We start from the raw sequence: 18302 nt of genomic DNA on the forward strand, positions 1-18302 counted from the left end.
TGGTGCTGGGCTCGGCGGCACTGATGCGCCGGCGGGGGGCGGGGTCATGAAGGCGACCTTCCCGCTCAGTGTGGCCGCGAGCTGGCCGCGAGTGGTGGCGGTGTTCATCGTCGACGTCGCGCTGTTGGCGGCGGGGGTGAGCATGGCCGGCCGGGCCGGCTGGTGGACCGGTGTTGGGACCGCCGTGGTGGTGACGGTGCTGGCGCTGCTGTGTTGGCGTGGCGCCCCGCTGTTGACGCTGGCGTGGCGATCTGTGACCGTGCGCCACCCCCGGCTGGGGGTCCCGGTCGGCGAGCTCGCCGACTACGAACGCTCCTTCGGGTCCGGGCCGGTCGGTATCCGGGCAGTCGGGCAGCATTTGGTGGCGGTGGTGGCCGTCGACGGGCCCCCGCACAGCCCTTCAGTGCTGGACTACCCGCGGGTGGAGTCGTTAGCGAAGCTGCCCCTCGACGCGGTGGCCGCCGGACTCGAACAGTTCGATGTGCGCTTGGAAGGCATAGACATCGTCAGTGCCGGCGCGCGTCGCGCACCCAAGACCCATCACCCGTATGCGCCGGTGTATTCCGGCGAGGTGGGTGACCATCCGGCGGTCGGCCAGCGGCGAACCTGGCTTGTGGTGCGCCTCGACGCCTTGCACAGCGCCCGTGCGATTGTGTGGCGCGAGTCGGTGGCGGCCACGATGAGCGCGGCCGCGGAATGGCTGGCCGCAGAGCTGACCAGTTTGCGCATCCCGGCCAGGGTGTTGACCGCAGCGCAAATCCGCGACGCCGATGAGGCGCTGCTGGCCGGGATCGACCCGGGCGCCATGCAGGCCGGATGGGGCCGACTGCGCCACCCGGGTGGCTACGTACACACCTATTGGATATCCCCGGGTGACATCTCCAGCACCAGCATCGACCGGCTGTGGGCGCCGGACACCGACGCCACCGTGGTGTCGGTGCAGCTGCGCCGCGCCGACAATGGCGCCACCACGGCAGGGGTGATGGTGCGCTACCACACCGGTGGCCCACTGGCCGAGCCGCCGCTGACCGGGCTTAACCCGCTGGTAGGCCGCCACGACGCGGCGCTGGGTGCGGGGCTGGTGACCCCGGGCACTGCGGGGCTGGCGGCGCCGGCGCGTGAGCTGGGTGCCGAGGAGAAGGTCTCGGTGCCGATTGGCGCGACGGGCATCATCATCGGAACCGCCAGCGGACACCCGCTACTGGTTGATCTGAGCGAGCCCACCGAGCTGGCCACAGTGACGATCTCCGGGGAGTTCGCGCTGCTGGTGCAAGTGGCGCTTCGCGCGGCCGCCACCGGCTACCAGGTGCTCGTCTTGACTCAAAAGCCGCACCGCTGGCAGCCGGTAACCGGCGCTGGTCTGCAGGTAGTCGGCCCCGCAGGCCTCGCCGAGCACCTGCCCCCCTCCCGGTATCCGTACCTAGTGGTCTACGACCGCGTCGACGGTGCGGCGCCAGCCGGCGCCGCGGTGACGGTGCGCACCGTCGGCAAGCGATCGGCGAGCAACGCCGATATTCACCTCGAGCAGGAGAACAGCGGCGCCGCGGTGATCCGCACGTGGGCATTTCAGTACCGGCTGCGCATCAATCTCGACTATGAGCGCCGCTTGATCGAGACCGGCCCCCGCCGCGCGGCCTAAGAGATTACATTCAAGATCACCATGACAGGCATTGAGGCAGAAACCCCGGCGCGCACCGCCTTTCGACGCGGACTGTTGGCGTCGGGGATCGGCGTGGGCGGCCTGGTGCCCAGCCATAACCGGCAGGTGGCCGCCGACATGTTCCGCACGGTCACCCGCGCCGACCCAGCAGCCTGTGACGGCTGGATGGGCCGGGTGCTCGCCGGCGAGGACACCATCGAGGTCCTGGCCGGGGCATGGGCGGCCTCGGGAACTTTCGGGTGGGAGATCCGCCGCCTGGGCGTGAATGGCGCCGACTTTCGCCCGACCGTGTTCGACGGCCTGTTTCTGCACCTGCCCGTCAGCTCAGTCGATGCGCTGCGCGGCGCCTACGCCACAGTGTTGGTGCGTGAAGGCAACTACAGCCAGGCCGCCGCGCTGCTGAGCTCTGCGGCCACGCCGACCGACCCTTTCGACGCCGACATGCACACCTATGTCCACGGGCTGCTGCATTTCCGCACGCAACGCTGGACCGACGTGCTGCGCCTGTTTCCTATCGAAAGACGGTGGTATCGGCCAGAATACGAGTGCGCCGCCACCGCGATGGCTACCACCGCGCTGGCGTCGCTGGGGGTGTTCGAGGACGCGTTTCGCCGCGGCGAGAAAGTCGCCAACGATGAGCGGGTGCCCGCGGCCGCGACCGTGACGCTCTACACCCAAGCCATGTGTCTTCGGCATTTGGGCCGCGAGGACGAGGCCGCCCAGCTGCTGCGCCGGGTGTATTCACGCGACCCGAAATTCAGCCCGGCCCGCGACGCCATGGACGACCCGAGCCGGCGCCTGGTGCTCACCGACCCCGAAACCATCGAAGCGCGCACCGATCCGTGGGACCCCGCCAGCGCCCCGAGTCGCCTGGAGACCGAAACGGCCCGCGACGCTGAAAAGGCCTCGGAGTATTTGGCCGAAGGGCAAGCTGAGCTCGATGCGATGCTGGGCATGGAAACCGCCAAACGTGAAATCAAGCGCATCCGTTCCACCACGAAGGTCAATCTGGCTCGCACCAAGGTGGGCCTACGGGTGCCGGTGACCTCGCGGCACACGCTGCTGCTGGGCCCACCGGGAACCGGAAAGACGTCTGTGGCACGGTCTTTCACCAAGCAGCTGTGCGGCCTGAAGGTGTTGCGCAAGCCGCTGGTCGTCGAGACCAGCCGCGCGAAACTGTTGGGCCGCTACATGGCTGATGCGGAAAAAAACACCGAAGAGATGCTCGAAGGCGCGCTCGGGGGCGCGGTGTTCTTCGATGAGATGCACACCCTGCACGAGCGGGGCTACTCCACCGGCGACCCGTACGGCAACGCGATCATCAACACGCTGCTGCTGTATATGGAGAATCACCGCGACGAGCTGGTGGTGTTCGGCGCCGGTTACGCCAAAGCCACGGAGCGGATGCTGGAAGTCAATCAAGGTCTGCGGCGGCGGTTTTCGACCGTGATAGAGTTCCACAGCTACACCCCGCCTGAGCTGATCGAGCTCACCAAGCTCATGGTCAGTGAAGATGAGGACGTGACCACCGACGAGGCCGTCGAGGTGCTGCGCCCGGATTTCGAAAGGTTCTACGCCGAGGAAACCCACACCGCCGAAGGCGATTTGATCCGCGGCATCGACGTGTTGGGCAACGCCGGATTCGTGCGCAACGTCGTCGAAAAAGCCCGCGATCACCGCAACGATCGACTCGACACCGCCGAGCTCGACGACCTGCTCGCCAGCGATGACGTCGACGTCACCGAGGAGCAGCTGCTGCGCCTGCGCGAACTGACCCGCGCGGACCTCGCCGAAGGCTTGCGCGCGGCAGTCTCTGAGAAGCGCTCCGAGTAGCTGCCCGTGAGGACGCCGCGCAGCAGGCTCAGCGCGCAGGACGTCGCCCTGCTCGAGGCGCTGGTTCCGGTGGGTATCTTGGTGCAGCGCGACGAGTCGATGAAGCTGGTACCCGTCCTCGGTGACGGTGTCGTTGCCGCCCACGTCGGCACTGCAGCGGAATCCTTGACCGCCGAGCACGGCCTTGTGTTCTGGTTCGATCCGGCCACGAACTCGCTCCCGATCAACCGGATGGCCACGTTCAACTTGCATGCCGTTTCGGCGTTTTCGCTCAGGACCGTCCCGTTGCTGCGCGGCGCTGTCCTCATCACGGGCATGCGCGCCGGCCACCCTGAAGGGCTCACCTCCCAACAAATCAAGGCATTACGCAACGAACCTGAACCGGCATGGCTGGCAGGATGGCTCATGGGCTTGCGCATCAAAGGCGACAAGCGACGGCGCCGACGCACTCGCTGAAGTTCCGCACCGACTGCGTCGCTGGCTAAGAACAGCCCGGAAAGTAGTTGCTGTAGCCCGGCCGCGCTGAATTCGTGACCGGGACAGGTAGCCGCACACAGCGCGGCACCTGATCACGACAAGCTGACCACAACCCCCTGCGCGCCTCGGGCGGGCTGTACAGCTAAGAACGCCCTTGGATTGGTGCGCTGGGCTGGTCGACCTCGGGTCGATCGGGCGGCGGAGGCAGGTTGGGTCGAGGTCGATCGGATGTGGTGCCGGAGGCGCCGGATGCGGTCGTAGAGGGCCCCACCCGCCCAGAGCGGCCGGTGGCCGGTGCGTTGGGCGGTGCGCTGCTATCGGCAGCGCTGCGTGTTGGGGCTTGTGCTGCGGCGTTCTGGTTGGGGTGTGGGCCGCCGGCGGCGCGAGTGCGGTCCCGGTCGCGGTGCTGGCGGTTGATGACGTGGCTCGCGAGCGCGGCGCCGGCGACGGCTTCGGGAGCGGCGACCGCGGTGGCCGCTTCACCGGCCATCATGGCCCCATCGCCGGCGGCCGACGTTGTTGCCGCAGCGGGTGCATTGGAACCGCCGCCGGTGGCCCCGGATGTCGGGGAGCTGGCTGGGCCGGTGGGGGTGCGCTGGCGGGTGCGGCCCGGCGCGGGTGGCCGCCCTCCTGGTGGGCGGCCGTTGACGGGGGTGCCGGTGAGGGGCTGGTCAGGGTCGTCGGGCGAATCGGCGTCGCTGTCGGAGGTTTTGGACCAGGGGGCGCGCGCGTTGAGGTCGCGGGCCCGGTCGTAGGCGTCTTGGCCGCGCTGGTAGCCGTCGCGGCCGCGGTGGACGAGGTCGCTGACGGCGTGGGTGAAATCGTGGCGGGTGTGGTCGCCCAATTCGCGTTTGAGCCACCAGAACACGCCGATGGCGACGGCGGAGACGATGGCGATCATGATCAGCCGGGCCAGTGGATGGCTCATTCCCACTTGGTCGGCGTAGCCGCCGCGGGCCCCCATTCTGAGCACGATCATGGCGGCCATGGAGATGTAGGTGGTGTAGGCGAAGACTAGGGCGGCGTGTTTGAAGAACATGGTGAGGCGTCGGGCGGCGCGCCGGCGCGGGTTGCCGTGGATCATGGCGGGTGCGGCGGCCACGACGGACATCAGGGCGTTGACGAAGGCCGCGCAGCACACCATGACGTAGCTGTAGGTGACGTAGCAGACGAAGAAGGCGAACACCGCCCCGAGCAGGCCGTAGCAGGCGCCGAGGGCGAGGTTGGCGCCGCTGAGGTGTTGGGCGAATGAGAGGGCCTGCGGGGCGCCGCAGGAGGCCATGGCGTGCGCGGGGCCGGCCAGGTCGCTGCCGTCGTGGGGGGTGAGCATGGCGGCGGTGTAGGCGCCGCCGCAGGTTCCGATGTCGTCGACGGTGGTGCCGAAGTTCATCAGCTGCAATGGCATGCGGATGGTGGCGTCGGCGATGACGCCGGTGAGGTGCTGAAGTTGGGCTTGGCCGCCGCCGGTGGTGATGGAGCCGTTGTTGAAAGCTGCTTGGGTGATGCTGAATCCGAGGTTGCGCCCCTGGGTCAGTAGGCCGTTTTCGTTGTAGAGGTCGGAGAGCGGGTCACCCGTGACGACGATGCCGAGCACGCCGATCGCGATCGTGGACACGAGGATGCCTGCTCCAAATCCTTTGCGGCCGTGCCACATGATGTGGAAGGCGCCTACGCCGAGCCCCAGCAGCAGACAGATGGGGAAGACCCACAGGTCGGCGAGGATCGCGCGGATGGTGTCGAAAATGGGACGAAACCAGGTGGCCAGCCACAACAGCCAGGTGTTGGACATGGCGAACCGCAACAGCCACAGTGATGTGGCGATCATGAAGATGTAGATGCCGGCTTGGGCTTGCAGGAGTTCGATGAAGAGCTCGTGGGGACATGCCGGTGGTGACGGCGTTGGCGAGCCAGCGGGCCCAGCTCGAGGGGTCGGCGCTGAGGCCGGGGCCTGCTTTGGTGATGGCCTCGCTGGTGCTGACGACGGAGAGGTAGTAGCTGCCGACGGGCACTCCGTGGCTGTCGGTGATGCCGGTCCAGTTCAGTGCGCCCGCGAGGGTGGAGGCGGCCGCGGGTGGGGCGGCGCCGAGCGCGGCGGCGGCGAGGGTGTGGGTGATGAGCCAGAATGTGGTGACGCGGCGCAGCCGCGGCCGGGTGGCCATTTGGTAGCCGAGGTATTCGGCGGCGCGTTGCCCGAAAGTGGTTGGCGCGGTGTTCATGCCACGCGTCCGGGGGTGGTGTCGTAGGCGTGGTGTAGCGCGGGATCGGGTTCGCTGGCGACCCAGATGGGCGATTTGCGGCGGAATTCGTCGACGAAGAATCCGTAGCCTTGCCGGTCACCGCGGTTGGGGCCTGCGGTGGTGTCGGGGTCGTCGAAGGCGGTGGGGTCGCGCATCTCGTCGGGCGAGGGTTGGGCAAGGAAGAATTCTTCGATGTCGGGGTAGTCGTCGAGGCGGATGCCGACTTTGGCGGCGACCTCGCGTGCGAGGTCTTCGTTCTCAAACGGCATGATGAGTTGTTGGGTGATGAACTGGTCGCCCATGAGGGCCAGGTCGCGGATCGGGTCTTGGGTGATGATCAACAACCCTGTGTAGTGCTTGCGAGCGCGCCGGCTGATCAGGTGGGCGTCGTCGGCGCCGGCGCGGGAGTTGAGTAGGGCGGCGGCTTCTTCGATGACGATGAGGCCAAAGCGGCTGCTGTCGGCGAAGAAGGTGACCCTGGCCAATCGGACGAGCATGCCGTAGATGGCCACGGAGGCGCGCTTGCGGTCGGAGAGGCGTTCGTAGAGATGCGGGGTGTTCATTTCCTCGGCGGTGGGTAGGTCGAGGCTGCCGGTGAGCCAGATCGTGACGTCGAGGCGGGCCAGGTCGGGCACGGGAAGGGCGGCGTCGAAGATGGCTTGGGTGAAGTCGTAGGTGGCCCACGATTGCAGGGCGGCCAAGACGGGGGCCAGGTCGTCGGCCAGCTGCGCGACTTGCGGCGGGCGGGTGTCCGGTCCGCTCGAGGGGGCCTGGATGTTGCTGATGTAGGTCATCAGTGCGGCGGTGCTGGTGATGCCGAGCCGGTCGCGGGCGTCGGGATGCAACAGGGTGCGCAGGCGGCGTACACCGACGCTGCGCGGGTCTAGGCTCATCATGGGGACCAGGTAGTCCAGCCAGTAGCCGCCGGCGACGTCGGCGGGGAAGGTGCGCAGCGGGTCGCAGCTGAAGTGGTTACCGGCCATGTCGATGACGGCTTTGTTGTCGATGTCGGCGAGGGCTTTTTGCCACTCGGTGCCCGGGTCGACGATGAATGCTTGTGCGCCGCGCTGGATCTCGCCGCGGGTGATGCGTTTGGCGGCATAGGATTTCCCGTAGCCTAGCGCGCCGCTGCAGACCAGGCAGGGGTTGCGGTTGCGGCGTGCGCTGGCGGGTAGGTCGAGCAGCACCGCGCTGTTGAGTGCGTTGTTTCTGTTGAATCCCAAGAGTATTCCGGTGTTGTTGCCGACCATGGATGAGGTGAACGGCACGAAGCGTGACCATTTCTTGGTGGTGGTGGGGTGGGTGAATTGGTCGACGGTGGTTCTGTGGGTGGGGGCGGCGGGGTTGAAGGCGGCCCACAGCTTGGTTTGGGCGCCGCGGTAGTGGCGGATAGCGATTTGGCCGGAGGCGGTGAGTTCTTCGCGCAGGCGTTTGACGCTGTAGTCCAGGGTGTGTTGGTCGGGTGCGCCGACGGCGATCAGGAAGGCGGCGTGCAGGGGGCGTTCGTCGATGTTGGCTTCGAGCTGGCGGTTGTATTCGGCGAGCTGGCGCCAGGTGGCGATGAGTTCGGCGTCGCCGTTGCGGACGTCGCGGCGCTGGGTGAATTGGTCGTCGATGTTGCCTTTGGCTCGGTCGTTGCGCACGAATTCCATTTCGCGGCTTAGCGTGACGAGGTTGACGGCGAAGTCGAAGGTGGCGCCGGTATCGAGGTCGTCGAGGGCTTGCAGGAATTCCGAGCCGGGAAACACGATGCCGGCCTTGGGCATGTCGACGACGGGCAGGATGGCTTGGTAGCTGTCGGGGTGGGCACCCTCGGGGTTAGCAACACGCAGGGTTTTGCGCCATGACGGAATGCGGCGGATGCCGAGCGCCCAGGCCAGGATGGCGAGCGCGGCGATGGCGCCGAAGGGGGCGGCCAACAGAGGACCGACGAGGAGGGCGGCCGCCGCGGCAAGGCCGGCCATGCCGGCAGCGATGAGAAGTAGTGGCAACGCGCGGCCGCCGTGGTGGTGTTGGTCGCCGTCGTCGAATACCGCGACAGGCAGCGCGCCGGTGTCGAGCTCGCTGGCGCCGCTGTGGCGGGGCAGAGGTTCGTTGAACACTCCGCGCCAGGCGTTGTGGCGCCAGAACCAGTCGAGCATTGCGGCGCTGACGGGTTGGGGAGCGAATTCTTCGGGCAGCGCGGTGACGATGTCGTGGGCCAGGTGCTGGTAGGCGGCCACGGAGTCGTCGGAGTCTTTGTCGCGTCCGATGACCCAGTCGCGCAGTTTGGCGGCCTGTCCGATGGGGCTGTGGCCGGCGCGGCCGGCGTCGACGGGCAGGGTCAGCCAGTAGATGCGGCTGCGGGGGGTTTGTTCAGCGATGACGGGCGCCATCTGCCGGCAGGATTCGAGCCACCGGGGTTGATCGAGATGCCCGTCGAGCATGGCGCGTAACAGTTGGCGTTGGTTTTGCGGCACGGCGAGGCCGAAAACCCAGCTGCCGGCCGGGAGTTCGCGGGCCAGGGTTTGGTGGCGATCGGCTACCCCGATGCGGCGTTTGGTCGATTGCAGGTAGTAGGGCAGACCGCTGATCAGGTAGTGGGCGTGGACCCCGTGGGCGGTGAAGCTGAGGTTGCCGATCACGGTGTGCGGCGGCGCCAGCAGCGGGTTGCTGGTGCTGGCGGCCAGGCGGGGACGCAGCGCACGCCACACGCTGGTGGCACGGAAGCGCAAGGTGGGACGCCCGCGGGGGATCAGAGCCGCGATCCCGGCGAGGAGGCCTGTTGTGAGCAGGCCGTGAATCAAGACGGCCCGGGCATGCCCGGAATCTAGTGCCAGGATGGTGAAGACGGCGGTCAGGGCAGTGCCCCCGTAGAGGCTGATCGCCACGCCGAGCCGCAGTGGTTTCTTGAACAGGATGTCGGTGTAGACGGGGGTGTCGTGGACACCCTTGAACAGCTGCGCTGACTCAGTCATGGCGTTTCTTTCTCCATAAACGCACAAGCAAGCGATGGTGACCGCCCTCGGTCAACGAGTCCCGGGGCGGTGGTACGCGTGCCGGCGGAAGGGGTTACTGACCGAATTGGCCGGTGGTGATGCCGGTGCGGTCGACGGTGCGCTTGGTGGAGGAGTAGATGGCGTAGCCAGATCCGACGATGACCGCAACAACGACGGCGGTCAGCGCCCAGGCCACGGTGGCACCGATGCGCCCGCCGAAGAAGGAACCGGCCGCGCGTGTCCCACCGGCGAGCAGGATGAGCACGACCAGCACACCGACGCCGATGGTGTAGAGCGAATGGCTGCCTGAGACCAGGTCGTTGGCGGCCAAAACCGTTGGGGCCGAAGCGATGATGTTCATAGGGGTTTCCTTTCGTGGTTAGTGCGTTGACAGAGTGTGCAGAAGTGGCCCGAGGGCGGGCAGGTCATGGGGCGCGGCGACGAGCAGCAGCAGACCGGCGCCGAGCGCAGTGGTTCTGATGAGCGCACGCACGCGGCGACCCATGAGGCGCGCCAGCCGCAGCACCACGGTGACCGCGAGTAGGGCCGAGGGGAGGTGCTCGATGCTCATGGTGGGGGCTCCTGCGTGCTAGCGCGGTCCGGCCGCGGTGGGGATGACGGGGGTGAGTTCGGCGCCCTCGGCCAACAGCGGCGCGTAGTCCAGGCCCGAGACGCTCCAACGGCCGCTGGTGACGGTCAACACGATCGGGTAGTCGAGCTGCAGCGGGGCGTATTGGCTGGTGACGGCGCTGACGGTGGCCAATACGTGCACGGTGGTGCCCTCGGCGGGCACGTCGTGGTCCCCGGCGCTGTGGTTGGCGAGCAGTTTGGCGACTTGGGCGGATCGGTAGTCGGCGGCGGGCAGTAGCCCGGAGCTGGTGGTGACGTAGCGTTCCAGGCCGCCGGCGCCGGTCAAGAAGCTGGTGATGAATCCGCTGACGGTGGTGAATGCTGGTGAGGTGTCAGCGACGGCGGTGGGGTAGCCCAGGGGCGCGTCGGCGCCGGCGCCGGGACCGTCGACGCGGGCCGGCAGCGCGCTGGCCCGCAGGCCGTAGTTGCTGTAGACGACGGGCAGCCGGTAGTAGGCGGTGTGCGGGGTGGCGGCTTCAAAAGGCCGCTCGGAGACGCTGATGACCACGCTCCACTGCTGGGTGGTGCCGGCGTCATTGACGAGGGTGACGGCGGAGACGGCGGGGGAGGTGACGATGAGCGCGGGTGTGGTGGGCAGCCGGATCGGGTCGCGCAGTGACCAGCAGTCGTGCAGCACCTGCGGGTGGGATGCGGTGGCGGTGAGCCAGCGGGTCACGCAGTCTTGGGCGTACGAGCCGACCAGTGCGGTGCGGTTGACCGCGCTGCGCGCGGGGCCGGCGACGTCGATCGGGTCGTTGAAAATCCATCCCCAGATGGTCGAGATGGCCACGACACTGCAGGCGGTGAGGCCGATGGTGAGGCCGGCGCGCCGCAGCGCGGTGTGGGTGCCGTCGAGGCGTTTGCGCCAGGTGTTGGTAACCATATGTGTTGGGAGCCTTCGTTATTGCGGTGCGTGGCCGAAGATTTTGATCGACGACACAGCGAATGTGTTGTCGGCGGGGTCGGTGTGGGCTTGATCGGCGGGCAGGCCGGGCAGCGCCGGGGTGCTGCTGGGCGGCGCTGGGTCGGCGGGTTCTGCTGGTGGGCCGAGGACCTCGCCGATGAGGCCGCCGCCGCCTGGGGCCGGCGTGGTGGTCGGCGTGATGTCGGCGGGTGCGCGGCCGGTCTCTTGGACGAGCAGGATGATGCGCGAGGCCAGCACTCCGCGGGCCGGCATGGGTTTGGTGGCTTCGCCGTGGACGCTGCCGGTCTCCTGGGGCACCACGGTCGGCGGGGCGTCGTTGAAGCTCCATTGGACGCGGGTGAGCACACGGTGCTGGTGCCACTGGTCGGCGCCCGAGGCGTCCGCGCCGACCCAGCCTGGGGTGATCGACACCGCGGTGACGACCATGCTGCGGCCGAGGTTGAGTACGAGGTATTGGCCGACGTTGCCGCCGGTGACACAGACCCAGGCCTGTGTGGAGTCGGGGCCGGCCACCGATTGCGCGGCGGTCGAGCCGGGCAGACACCCTACCGAGGTGGCGGTGTAGGGAATGGCGGCGTCTTGGTTGTCGGCGGCCGGGCTGGTACTTGGCGGCGCGGCAACGACACTGAGCCGGATATGGGGTTGGGCAGCGTGGTCAGGGTCGGTGGTGTGCGGGTCGCTGCGCATGGCGAGCATGGCGCCGGTGACCACGACGGTGGCCACCGCGGTCGCCGCGGCGAATCCTGCAGCGATCCGCTTGTTGTAACGGGGGGTGCGGGTGGCTTCTGCCGCAGTGTCGGCGTTGTCGCCGTCGGCTCCCGGGTGGGTGAGCGCATCGACCAGTTCGCTTCCCGGCAAGGCGATTTCGCTGTAGTCAGGCAGCGCGCCGCTGCTGGGATCAGCGTCGGCCATGCTCGGCAGCGCACCGGCGTCGGTGGGGGTGTCCAGCTCATCAGGTGGGGCCTCGAAGGGCTCGGCCACATCGCGGGTGTGCTCACAGGCGCGGGAGGTGTCGCTCCCGGTGTCCTCGGCGAGGGCGAAACCTGCACCGATCGGTTCGTCGTAGTCGTGGTCGGGCGGGAGCATGGCGTCGTCGGCGGGCGGGACCGCGCTGTCGTGGTCGTGGATCTGCGTTGACCCGGGGCCGCCGCTGTAGAGGCTGTGCAGCATTTCTTGGGTGCTTTCCCAGCACAGCTCCAGATTGTCTGGTGACCCGTTACTCATGGGCGGCACCGCCGTCGCCGCGAACACCAGTTAGGCCATCGCGCACTGCACTAGCAAACCTGCGGCATGCCATGACTAAGGCGGCAGGCAGCACGGTCGAAGCACCGCACCTGACGGTGGCGGCGACATTGTCAACAACACCGTGCATCGGATTGACCTCCTGTCCTCGCGGTTAGCCTAAAGGGTGGATTAACGGATATTCCACGGCCGTAGCGAAATAACTTGATCGGTTGTTACCGTCTTTTCTGTGAATGCAATCCCGGCAGACGGAGTGGGGCGCCTGCTGTTTTTTGTCGAGGACCGCTTGGCGCAGCTGCGATGGACCCGCGAGGACCTCGCCGGCGCGGGCGGCCCTGCCCCGTCGACGCTGTATAAGGCCGCCGAGCGCGGCGGTGGACTATCGGTCAAAACGCTCGCGCGCCTCGATGTGGCGCTGGGGTGGCAAGAGGGCTCGGCGAAGTGGACGCTGACCGGCGGCAGCCCCGCGCTGCGGATATCAGACCAGCTCAGCCAGTGCGCGGTGGCGATCGACGCGGCCAGACTCGACGCGGAGAGTACCGGGGTGTCGCGCACCGCAGCCGAGTTGAAGAACTTTCTTCTGGACGTCGCGCAACGCCTGGGCGACTTTTACACTGATCCTGTACCGGCCGTCGGAGATGCTGCTGATGCACGTACCTGCTGACCGGTTCGACGAGATCCGCCGCAAGTGGATCGCCCGCAATCAACGAACGTTCATATTCCAAAAAAGGCGCGCAGAAGAACTGGCGCGCCAAATACGTGACCGCGATGGAATAATAACCGGAGCGCGGGTTGATCCCGCCGACGATGACATTATTCACCCGTGGTATTTGCGGCCACCTAAAACGCCTTACGCCATGCTGGACTGGGTAATTCTGATATCTGCGGCGGTGTTGGCACCGCTGGGATGGCCGGCGGGCAAAGCGTTGTCGGTATGGGTCGTCCAGCTAATTCCCGGCGAACTGCGCTCGTACCCGATCGCGGCGTTCATGTGGGCAGCAGCGATCGTGGGTGCGCCGCTGCCGGTGGTGCTGTGGCTCACCGGCCCGGGCGATTCCCTGGTGTCGGCGGCCGCGGTGCCGTGGCTGGTGGCTCAAATCCCGGCCGCCCTGCTGACCGCCGGCCTCTACGGGATCGTGGAAGGCTGGCTCGCCGTCGACGGGGCCCGAGACTGGTGGCCCATGCGTCCGCCCGAGGATGTCAACGACGTCGATTTCGGCTTCCTGCAACCCGATGACCTCACCGGGCCGGGAGTGTTCCCGACACGTCGCGACGACCCGCCCGGTGACCCCAGCCCGATCCGGAGGTTCTAAAGATGTATCGCCCGCCCACCTCGCCCTACTGCGGATTCAGCCGTGATAGTTCATCAAATCAGCTCTCCGTCGCCGAGAGTGAGTGTCACGTGCTGGTGTCAGCACCACCTGGAACCGGAAAAACCCGCTCAGTGCTGGCGCCGGCAACGGTGTTGTGGGGTGGGCCCGCGGTGTGCGTGTCGTCGAAAGATGACTTGATGTGGCTGGTATGTCAACGGCGTTGGGGCCCAAAGCAAGTCATCGACTTGCGGCCGGATTACTCGCCGGTGTATCCCCAAGATGCGCAGGTGCGCTCGTTTGATCCCACCGCGATGATCAGCACACCGGATCAGGCGGTCACTGCGGCCAACACCATGATGCAGATGTCGGCGGTCGGGTTGGGCTCGGGCATCGACCAGGTCTCCGACGCCGGGATCTGGGAAGCCAATACCGAGGCGGTGCTGGCAGCGATGCTCTACGCGGCCTCCCCGTGCGGCCACGGTCAGGGCATCGAATGGGTGCTGCTGGCCGTGGACAACATGGAAGACGACGACAAGACCCCGAACGCGCCCGGCTGGCACAGCGCCGCACGAGAAGTGGCCAGCCAACCGCTCTTTCGCAACGCACTGCTGCGCACCTTAGCGATGGACCCCCGCCAGCGCGACAGTATCGCGCTGACCATGCGCAAGGCCGTCACCCCGTGGATGCGGTTGGGGCTGCGCGGCATCACCGCCCCGTGCTTTGAGGAGTCGTTTCTGTCCGACCCCGACGCGACCCTATTCATCCTCGTCCCGGCCGAAGGGTCAATCGCCGGCGCGGCCGTCACGCTGCTCGACGACCTGGTCCGCAGCTGGCGCGGGAAAACCGCGCGCAAGGAAATGCTGCACCGGCTGCTGATGGTCATCGACGAAGCCACCAACGTCGCTCCGATGCCCGCACTGCGCCGCTACGTCTCAGAAGGCCGCGGCCTGGGCGTCAACATGCTGTTGTCGGTGCAGGCTTCCTGCCAGTTCGACACGGTCTATGGCGGCGCCTACGCCCGCGAGCTGCGCGCCACCTTCCCAGCCGCCCTGATCATGTACGGCGCTGACGAAATGGAGATGCTGCAGCGCGGCGAACAGTGGTCGCGCGAGACCACCCGCCGCCAAGAAAGCTTCGATCAGGCCACCGGCGGGAAAACGTTGTCCTCGCACCTGGGGCCCAGCCTCGACTATCGCCGACTGCTCCCGCAGAACCGCGGGCAAGCAAGGCTGTTGCGGCGCGGAACAGCGGGCATCACCACCGAGTTGCCCGACTGGCAGGAGTTCATCGCTAAATACGACCGCGCGGTCAAGAGCCTGCTTTGCCAATCTGCGCAGGCCGCCGTGGATAAACCCGCCACCATGTGGGACCGGGTGATAGAGCGTCACCGTCGAGCCGTCGAGGGGTCATGAGCGTAAACGGGTTAAGCCCACAGGACATAGCCATGGCCGTGTTGTGCTGCGCGGACGGGCCGCTTAGCACCCGCGCGCTTACGGAACGCATCAACGTCAACCGAGAGCCGGTGCTGACGCATGAACGCGTTTACGACGCATTGCTCGAGCTGCACCGCCGGGGCTTGGTAGAGCGTCGCAAGTCGGGCCGCCAGGCCTACTGGCACGTGGATTACTGGCAAGCCGACGCGTACTGGGAGTCGGTGGACCGCGACGCTCAGGTTGAAGTGGGTGATTCACATTGACGTCCTACCATCGCCTGCTAGTTCATGGTGCCGCGCAGTCGTGAGCGCCGAGCAACTGCGAGCCGAGCTTCTTGACGTTCTGACAAATGCGACAGAACCGTTGTCGACGACGCAAGCTCGGCTGGCCGTCACCGAACGCTGCCAGCGCCGTGGTCGGCCGGTCGTCGCCGAGGAGGTCTATCGCGCGCTGGTGATTCTGGCGCGGCGTGGCCTCGTGCGCCGCGTCACCGACCAGCCCGGGCGCCGCGCCCATTGGGAGCTGACATGCCGCCACGTGCGTCCGCGAATGTCCGCCCCGAGGCTGAACGAGAACATCGAATCTTTCAGGAGGACAAGTGATCTGCAGCCCCCCTCATGACGATCCGAGCGCGCGGGTGACCTCGCCGGCCGACGCCTTCGAATGCGCCGAGGCGCTTCTGCACGCCCGGACGAAGCCTGGTGGCGACATCTGGGCCGCGCAAGCCGTCGGACCGCTGGCGGCCATGCTGTACGCGGCATCCCCGTGCGGCAACAATGAAGGCATCCGCTGGCTAATGCGGGCGACCGCCACCCTGCCAGACCCCGCACCCGATCACACCGCCCGCGTGCGCGCCGCCTGGAGCTGGCGACCCAGTTGGCACGGCGCGATAGCGCATCTGGGACAGGAGCCGGTCTTGAGCACCGCACTGCGCAGAGCACTCGAGATGGACCCGCGTCAACGCGAGAGCCTGCTGATGACGATGCGGGACGCCCTGTCGCCGTGGGCGCGACGCCAAGGCAGTGACGACGGTGAATGACGCGCGCAAGCTTCCGTGGCTGGGCGGGCTCGCCGTGGCCATCGTGGTCGCAGTCTTGCTCATCGGGGTGGCCGTCGAGGGCACCGTGCAGGTGATCAACGACTTCGCCACCACACAGACCGTCGACGACACCACCTACCAGCCGTGAAGGTGCCGCGATGAAGTCAACTCCTTCGGCGCCGCCCGCGGTACCCCACGTGTGCCACGCTCGCGGCTGCACGACCGAAATTGAGCCGCGCCTGTTCATGTGCCCGGATCACTGGAAGCAAGTACCGCCAGCGCTGCGCGAGTCCATCAACTCCACGTATCGCCCCGGCCAAGAGGTCGACAAGCAGCCCAGCAGTCAGTACCTGGCTTTGGCGTCGGCCGCAATCGACGCCGTCGCCCACAAGGAAAGCCGTCAGCGACGGCTAGGGCCGCGCGCGTCCTCCAAGCCCGTCCAACTCGCCCTTTTTTATCTCGGGGCGTCCTAGTCGCGGGCGGGCAGCGAAACGGCCCCGCTCTCAGCGTCTTCCAGCACAGCTTTGAGGGCGGGGTGTCGCAACCGGCCGGTGAATTGCCGGTATTCGATGTCCACAACCACCCTGGGGTGGACCCAGCGGGCGCCGCGGGCGGCGGGTACCGGCGGCGCGAACGGCGCGGCGGTCTGCTCCAGCTTGGCGAGACGCTGGACGAGCCTGGCGCGTTGGCGCTGGTTCAAGCCAGTGCTGACGTGTCCGCAGTAGTGAAGCTCGCCGGTGGCGTCGTAGCCTCCGACCAGCAGTGCGCCTAGCCCGCCGCGAGAGTCTGAACTGCTGGGGAGGAATCCTCCGATGACCATGGGGCGGCGTTGGCGGACCACGTATTTGATCCATGCGGGTGAGCGACGGCCGGGCTGGTAGGTGGAGCTGGCGAGTTTGAGCACATAGCCCTCCAGGCCCAGCCCGCGCATAATCTCTGCCATGGCATCGGCACTGATACCGGTCCAGTACGGGGAGACGATGATGGGCGGCTTATGCAAGCGCAGATCATCGAGTAGGTGGCGGCGCCGCAGATACGTCTGTCCGGTGAGATCGTGTCGGTCGAGGTAGATCAGGTCGAACACACAGAACGTCACTGGCACCGAAGCCAACAGGTGGGCACCGGGGCGGGAGGTGCGCAAGCGGCGCTGGATCAGCTCGAAGGATGGCTGCGCGTTGTGGTCGAACGCGACGAGCTCGCCGTCGAGAATGGCAGGTCGCCCCTGCAGGGTGGTTAACAGCGCGTCGACGATCTCTGGAAAGCAGGCGGTGAGGTTAGTGGCCTGGCGGCTGAACAGTTCGACCCGCTCCGCACAGCGCGCCAGTAGCCTGATGCCGTCCCACTTTGCCTCAAAGCAGTAGCCGGCGGTGTCGGCGGGAGGGGCGGCGGCGCTGGCCAGCATCGGGGCTGGCGGAACCGGGGTGCGCTGCACTCTCTCATTATGCGTTTTGCGGCGGTGGTGTGCCGCGTTGCGCGCCTATGGTGCGGCTTGGCGGTAATCGTTATCGAAAATGGCGGCCACGGCGTCCAGGACAGGTTTTGCGGTCTCGTTGGTGAGCAGCAACGACAGTTCACGGTTCTCCAATAGGCTTGTGGTGGAGAGGTTTTGACTGCCGATGATCAGTTGTGCCCTGTCGATGAGGATGATTTTTTCGTGCATGTACAGGTGCTTGGCGTCGGCCGGGAATTGATGGATCTGGCAGCCGGCAGTGGTGAGTTCGTCGATGGTGTGCGTGGTCGCCGGGTTGGTCGTTAGGACGATGCGGCAGGTGAGGCCGCGGTGGGCGGCTTTGGTCAAGGCTGCCACGACGGCACGGTCTTTGAGTTCTTCGGTGGTGAGCTCGATGCTGTGGCCGGCGTTGTCCAGGTGTTGCAGGAAGGTCGCGCGTGCGTCGGGCGACCAGATGAGGTGGGGGTTGACCACGCCTGGTGCGGGGCGCACGGTCGCGGCGGAATAGTCGGCGTCGAAAGTGGCGGTGATGGCGGCGATGTCGGTGGGGTCGCGGTCCAGGACCCAGGCGTCGCGGCTTGATGAGTAGTATTTGGCGACGAGATTGGCTGTGCCGATAGCGGTTTCGGTGTTATCGGCGGTGAGTGTCTTTTGGTGAAAGATGGTCGCTGCGGGCGCCCACCGAACGTCGACGCCGGCGGCTGTGAGTTGGTCGTAGGCGGCGGAATTGGTTTGGCGGCCGTGGAATGCGGCGTCGAGGATGACCTTGGTGTCGACGCCTCGACGGTGGGCGTCAACGATGGCGCCGACCGCGGCCGGGTCCGCCAATTCGTACATCGTTATTCGCAGCGTGTGATGCGCCTGCTTGATGATGTCCAGCACGGCCGAGTATCCGGCTTCGGGCTCCTGTGTCAGCAGGTAGGCACTGTGGTCTGCGCTGAGGGCCGCCGGTGGCGAGGGGGCGAGTGCATGCATGGAACTGCACCCGGTGAGCAGTGCCGCTGCGGCGGCCGCCGTAAGGCGACGCCACGGTGGGATGCTGCGCGTGAAGTGTTTCACCGGGTACCTCGTTCACTGGTATGCCT

Annotated in this window: 19 protein-coding genes; 11 read left to right on the plus strand and 8 right to left on the minus strand. The window is 67.0% G+C overall.

The window, feature by feature from the left end; translation table 11 throughout:
• The 3 genes from eccE to A5700_RS09195 all read left to right on the plus strand — a co-directional run.
• The coding region (eccE, locus tag A5700_RS27290) for a type VII secretion protein EccE (protein WP_304442429.1) at positions 1-1639 on the plus strand (1639 nt) is incomplete at its 5' end.
• Positions 1640-1660: 21 nt separating this feature from the next.
• A complete protein-coding gene (eccA, locus tag A5700_RS09190; RefSeq protein WP_068064613.1) occupies positions 1661-3493 on the plus strand; it encodes a type VII secretion AAA-ATPase EccA in 1833 nt (610 codons plus the stop codon).
• A 6-nt stretch (positions 3494-3499) separates the two neighbouring features.
• Positions 3500-3949, plus strand: coding sequence for a hypothetical protein (locus tag A5700_RS09195; protein WP_068064610.1), 450 nt, complete (start codon positions 3500-3502; stop codon positions 3947-3949).
• Between the two features lie 163 nt (positions 3950-4112).
• Here the strand turns inward: A5700_RS09195 and A5700_RS09200 are convergent, their stop codons facing one another.
• From A5700_RS09200 to A5700_RS09220, 6 genes are all read right to left on the minus strand, one after another.
• Positions 4113-5795 (minus strand): hypothetical protein, encoded by a 1683-nt coding sequence (locus A5700_RS09200; RefSeq protein WP_068064607.1) that lies wholly within the window; start codon positions 5793-5795, stop codon positions 4113-4115.
• 387 nt (positions 5796-6182) lie between these two features.
• Positions 6183-9164, minus strand: a complete 2982-nt coding sequence (locus A5700_RS09205) for an ATP-binding protein (RefSeq protein WP_068064605.1) — start codon at positions 9162-9164, stop codon at positions 6183-6185.
• A gap of 94 nt (positions 9165-9258) precedes the next feature.
• Positions 9259-9546, minus strand: coding sequence for a glycosyl transferase family 39 (locus tag A5700_RS09210; RefSeq protein WP_068064601.1), 288 nt, complete (start codon positions 9544-9546; stop codon positions 9259-9261).
• Between the two features lie 18 nt (positions 9547-9564).
• Positions 9565-9756 carry a hypothetical protein gene (locus A5700_RS26040; RefSeq protein ID WP_156671153.1) on the minus strand — a complete coding sequence of 64 codons (192 nt, stop codon included), beginning with the start codon at positions 9754-9756 and terminating at the stop codon, positions 9565-9567.
• Between the two features lie 18 nt (positions 9757-9774).
• Positions 9775-10698: a conjugal transfer protein gene (locus A5700_RS09215; protein WP_068064598.1), complete on the minus strand. Its 924-nt coding sequence runs from the start codon at positions 10696-10698 to the stop codon at positions 9775-9777.
• Between the two features lie 18 nt (positions 10699-10716).
• Positions 10717-11964 (minus strand): hypothetical protein, encoded by a 1248-nt coding sequence (locus A5700_RS09220; protein WP_156671154.1) that lies wholly within the window; start codon positions 11962-11964, stop codon positions 10717-10719.
• Positions 11965-12211: 247 nt separating this feature from the next.
• Here A5700_RS09220 and A5700_RS09225 point away from each other — a divergent pair, with 247 nt between their 5' ends.
• The 8 genes from A5700_RS09225 to A5700_RS26940 are packed head-to-tail and all read left to right on the plus strand — an operon-like array spanning position 12212 to position 16240.
• Positions 12212-12646 carry an XRE family transcriptional regulator gene (locus A5700_RS09225; protein WP_156671155.1) on the plus strand — a complete coding sequence of 145 codons (435 nt, stop codon included), beginning with the start codon at positions 12212-12214 and terminating at the stop codon, positions 12644-12646.
• The gene (locus tag A5700_RS09230; protein ID WP_082960312.1) at positions 12621-13295 is read left to right on the plus strand and encodes a hypothetical protein; all 675 of its coding nucleotides are present in this window, start codon (positions 12621-12623) and stop codon (positions 13293-13295) included. Before A5700_RS09225 ends, A5700_RS09230 begins: the two co-directional genes overlap by 26 nt.
• Positions 13296-13297: 2 nt before the next feature.
• A complete protein-coding gene (locus A5700_RS09235) occupies positions 13298-14707 on the plus strand; it encodes a type IV secretory system conjugative DNA transfer family protein (protein WP_068064589.1) in 1410 nt (469 codons plus the stop codon).
• 32 nt (positions 14708-14739) lie between these two features.
• Positions 14740-14991, plus strand: coding sequence for a hypothetical protein (locus A5700_RS09240; protein WP_068064586.1), 252 nt, complete (start codon positions 14740-14742; stop codon positions 14989-14991).
• Between the two features lie 40 nt (positions 14992-15031).
• Positions 15032-15349, plus strand: coding sequence for a hypothetical protein (locus A5700_RS26045; protein WP_156671156.1), 318 nt, complete (start codon positions 15032-15034; stop codon positions 15347-15349).
• Between the two features lie 16 nt (positions 15350-15365).
• A complete protein-coding gene (locus A5700_RS09250; protein WP_068064580.1) occupies positions 15366-15767 on the plus strand; it encodes a hypothetical protein in 402 nt (133 codons plus the stop codon).
• Positions 15751-15915 (plus strand): hypothetical protein, encoded by a 165-nt coding sequence (locus A5700_RS26050; protein ID WP_156671157.1) that lies wholly within the window; start codon positions 15751-15753, stop codon positions 15913-15915. The genes A5700_RS09250 and A5700_RS26050 overlap by 17 nt, the downstream gene beginning before the upstream one ends.
• Before the next feature lie 10 nt (positions 15916-15925).
• Complete coding sequence (locus A5700_RS26940; RefSeq protein ID WP_197502693.1) at positions 15926-16240, plus strand: hypothetical protein; 315 nt, start codon at positions 15926-15928, stop codon at positions 16238-16240.
• On the opposite strand, the gene ligD is transcribed toward A5700_RS26940, so the two are convergent.
• Both ligD and A5700_RS09260 read right to left on the minus strand, forming a co-directional pair.
• Positions 16237-17199 carry a non-homologous end-joining DNA ligase gene (ligD, locus tag A5700_RS09255; protein WP_156671158.1) on the minus strand — a complete coding sequence of 321 codons (963 nt, stop codon included), beginning with the start codon at positions 17197-17199 and terminating at the stop codon, positions 16237-16239. The two genes, A5700_RS26940 and ligD, sit on opposite strands and share 4 nt — an antisense overlap.
• 45 nt (positions 17200-17244) lie before the next feature.
• Positions 17245-18276 carry a phosphatidylserine/phosphatidylglycerophosphate/cardiolipin synthase family protein gene (locus A5700_RS09260; RefSeq protein ID WP_156671159.1) on the minus strand — a complete coding sequence of 344 codons (1032 nt, stop codon included), beginning with the start codon at positions 18274-18276 and terminating at the stop codon, positions 17245-17247.
• Between the last annotated feature and the right edge of the window lie 26 nt (positions 18277-18302).

The organism is Mycobacterium sp. E1214, from assembly GCF_001666755.1.
Lineage (GTDB): Bacteria > Actinomycetota > Actinomycetes > Mycobacteriales > Mycobacteriaceae > Mycobacterium.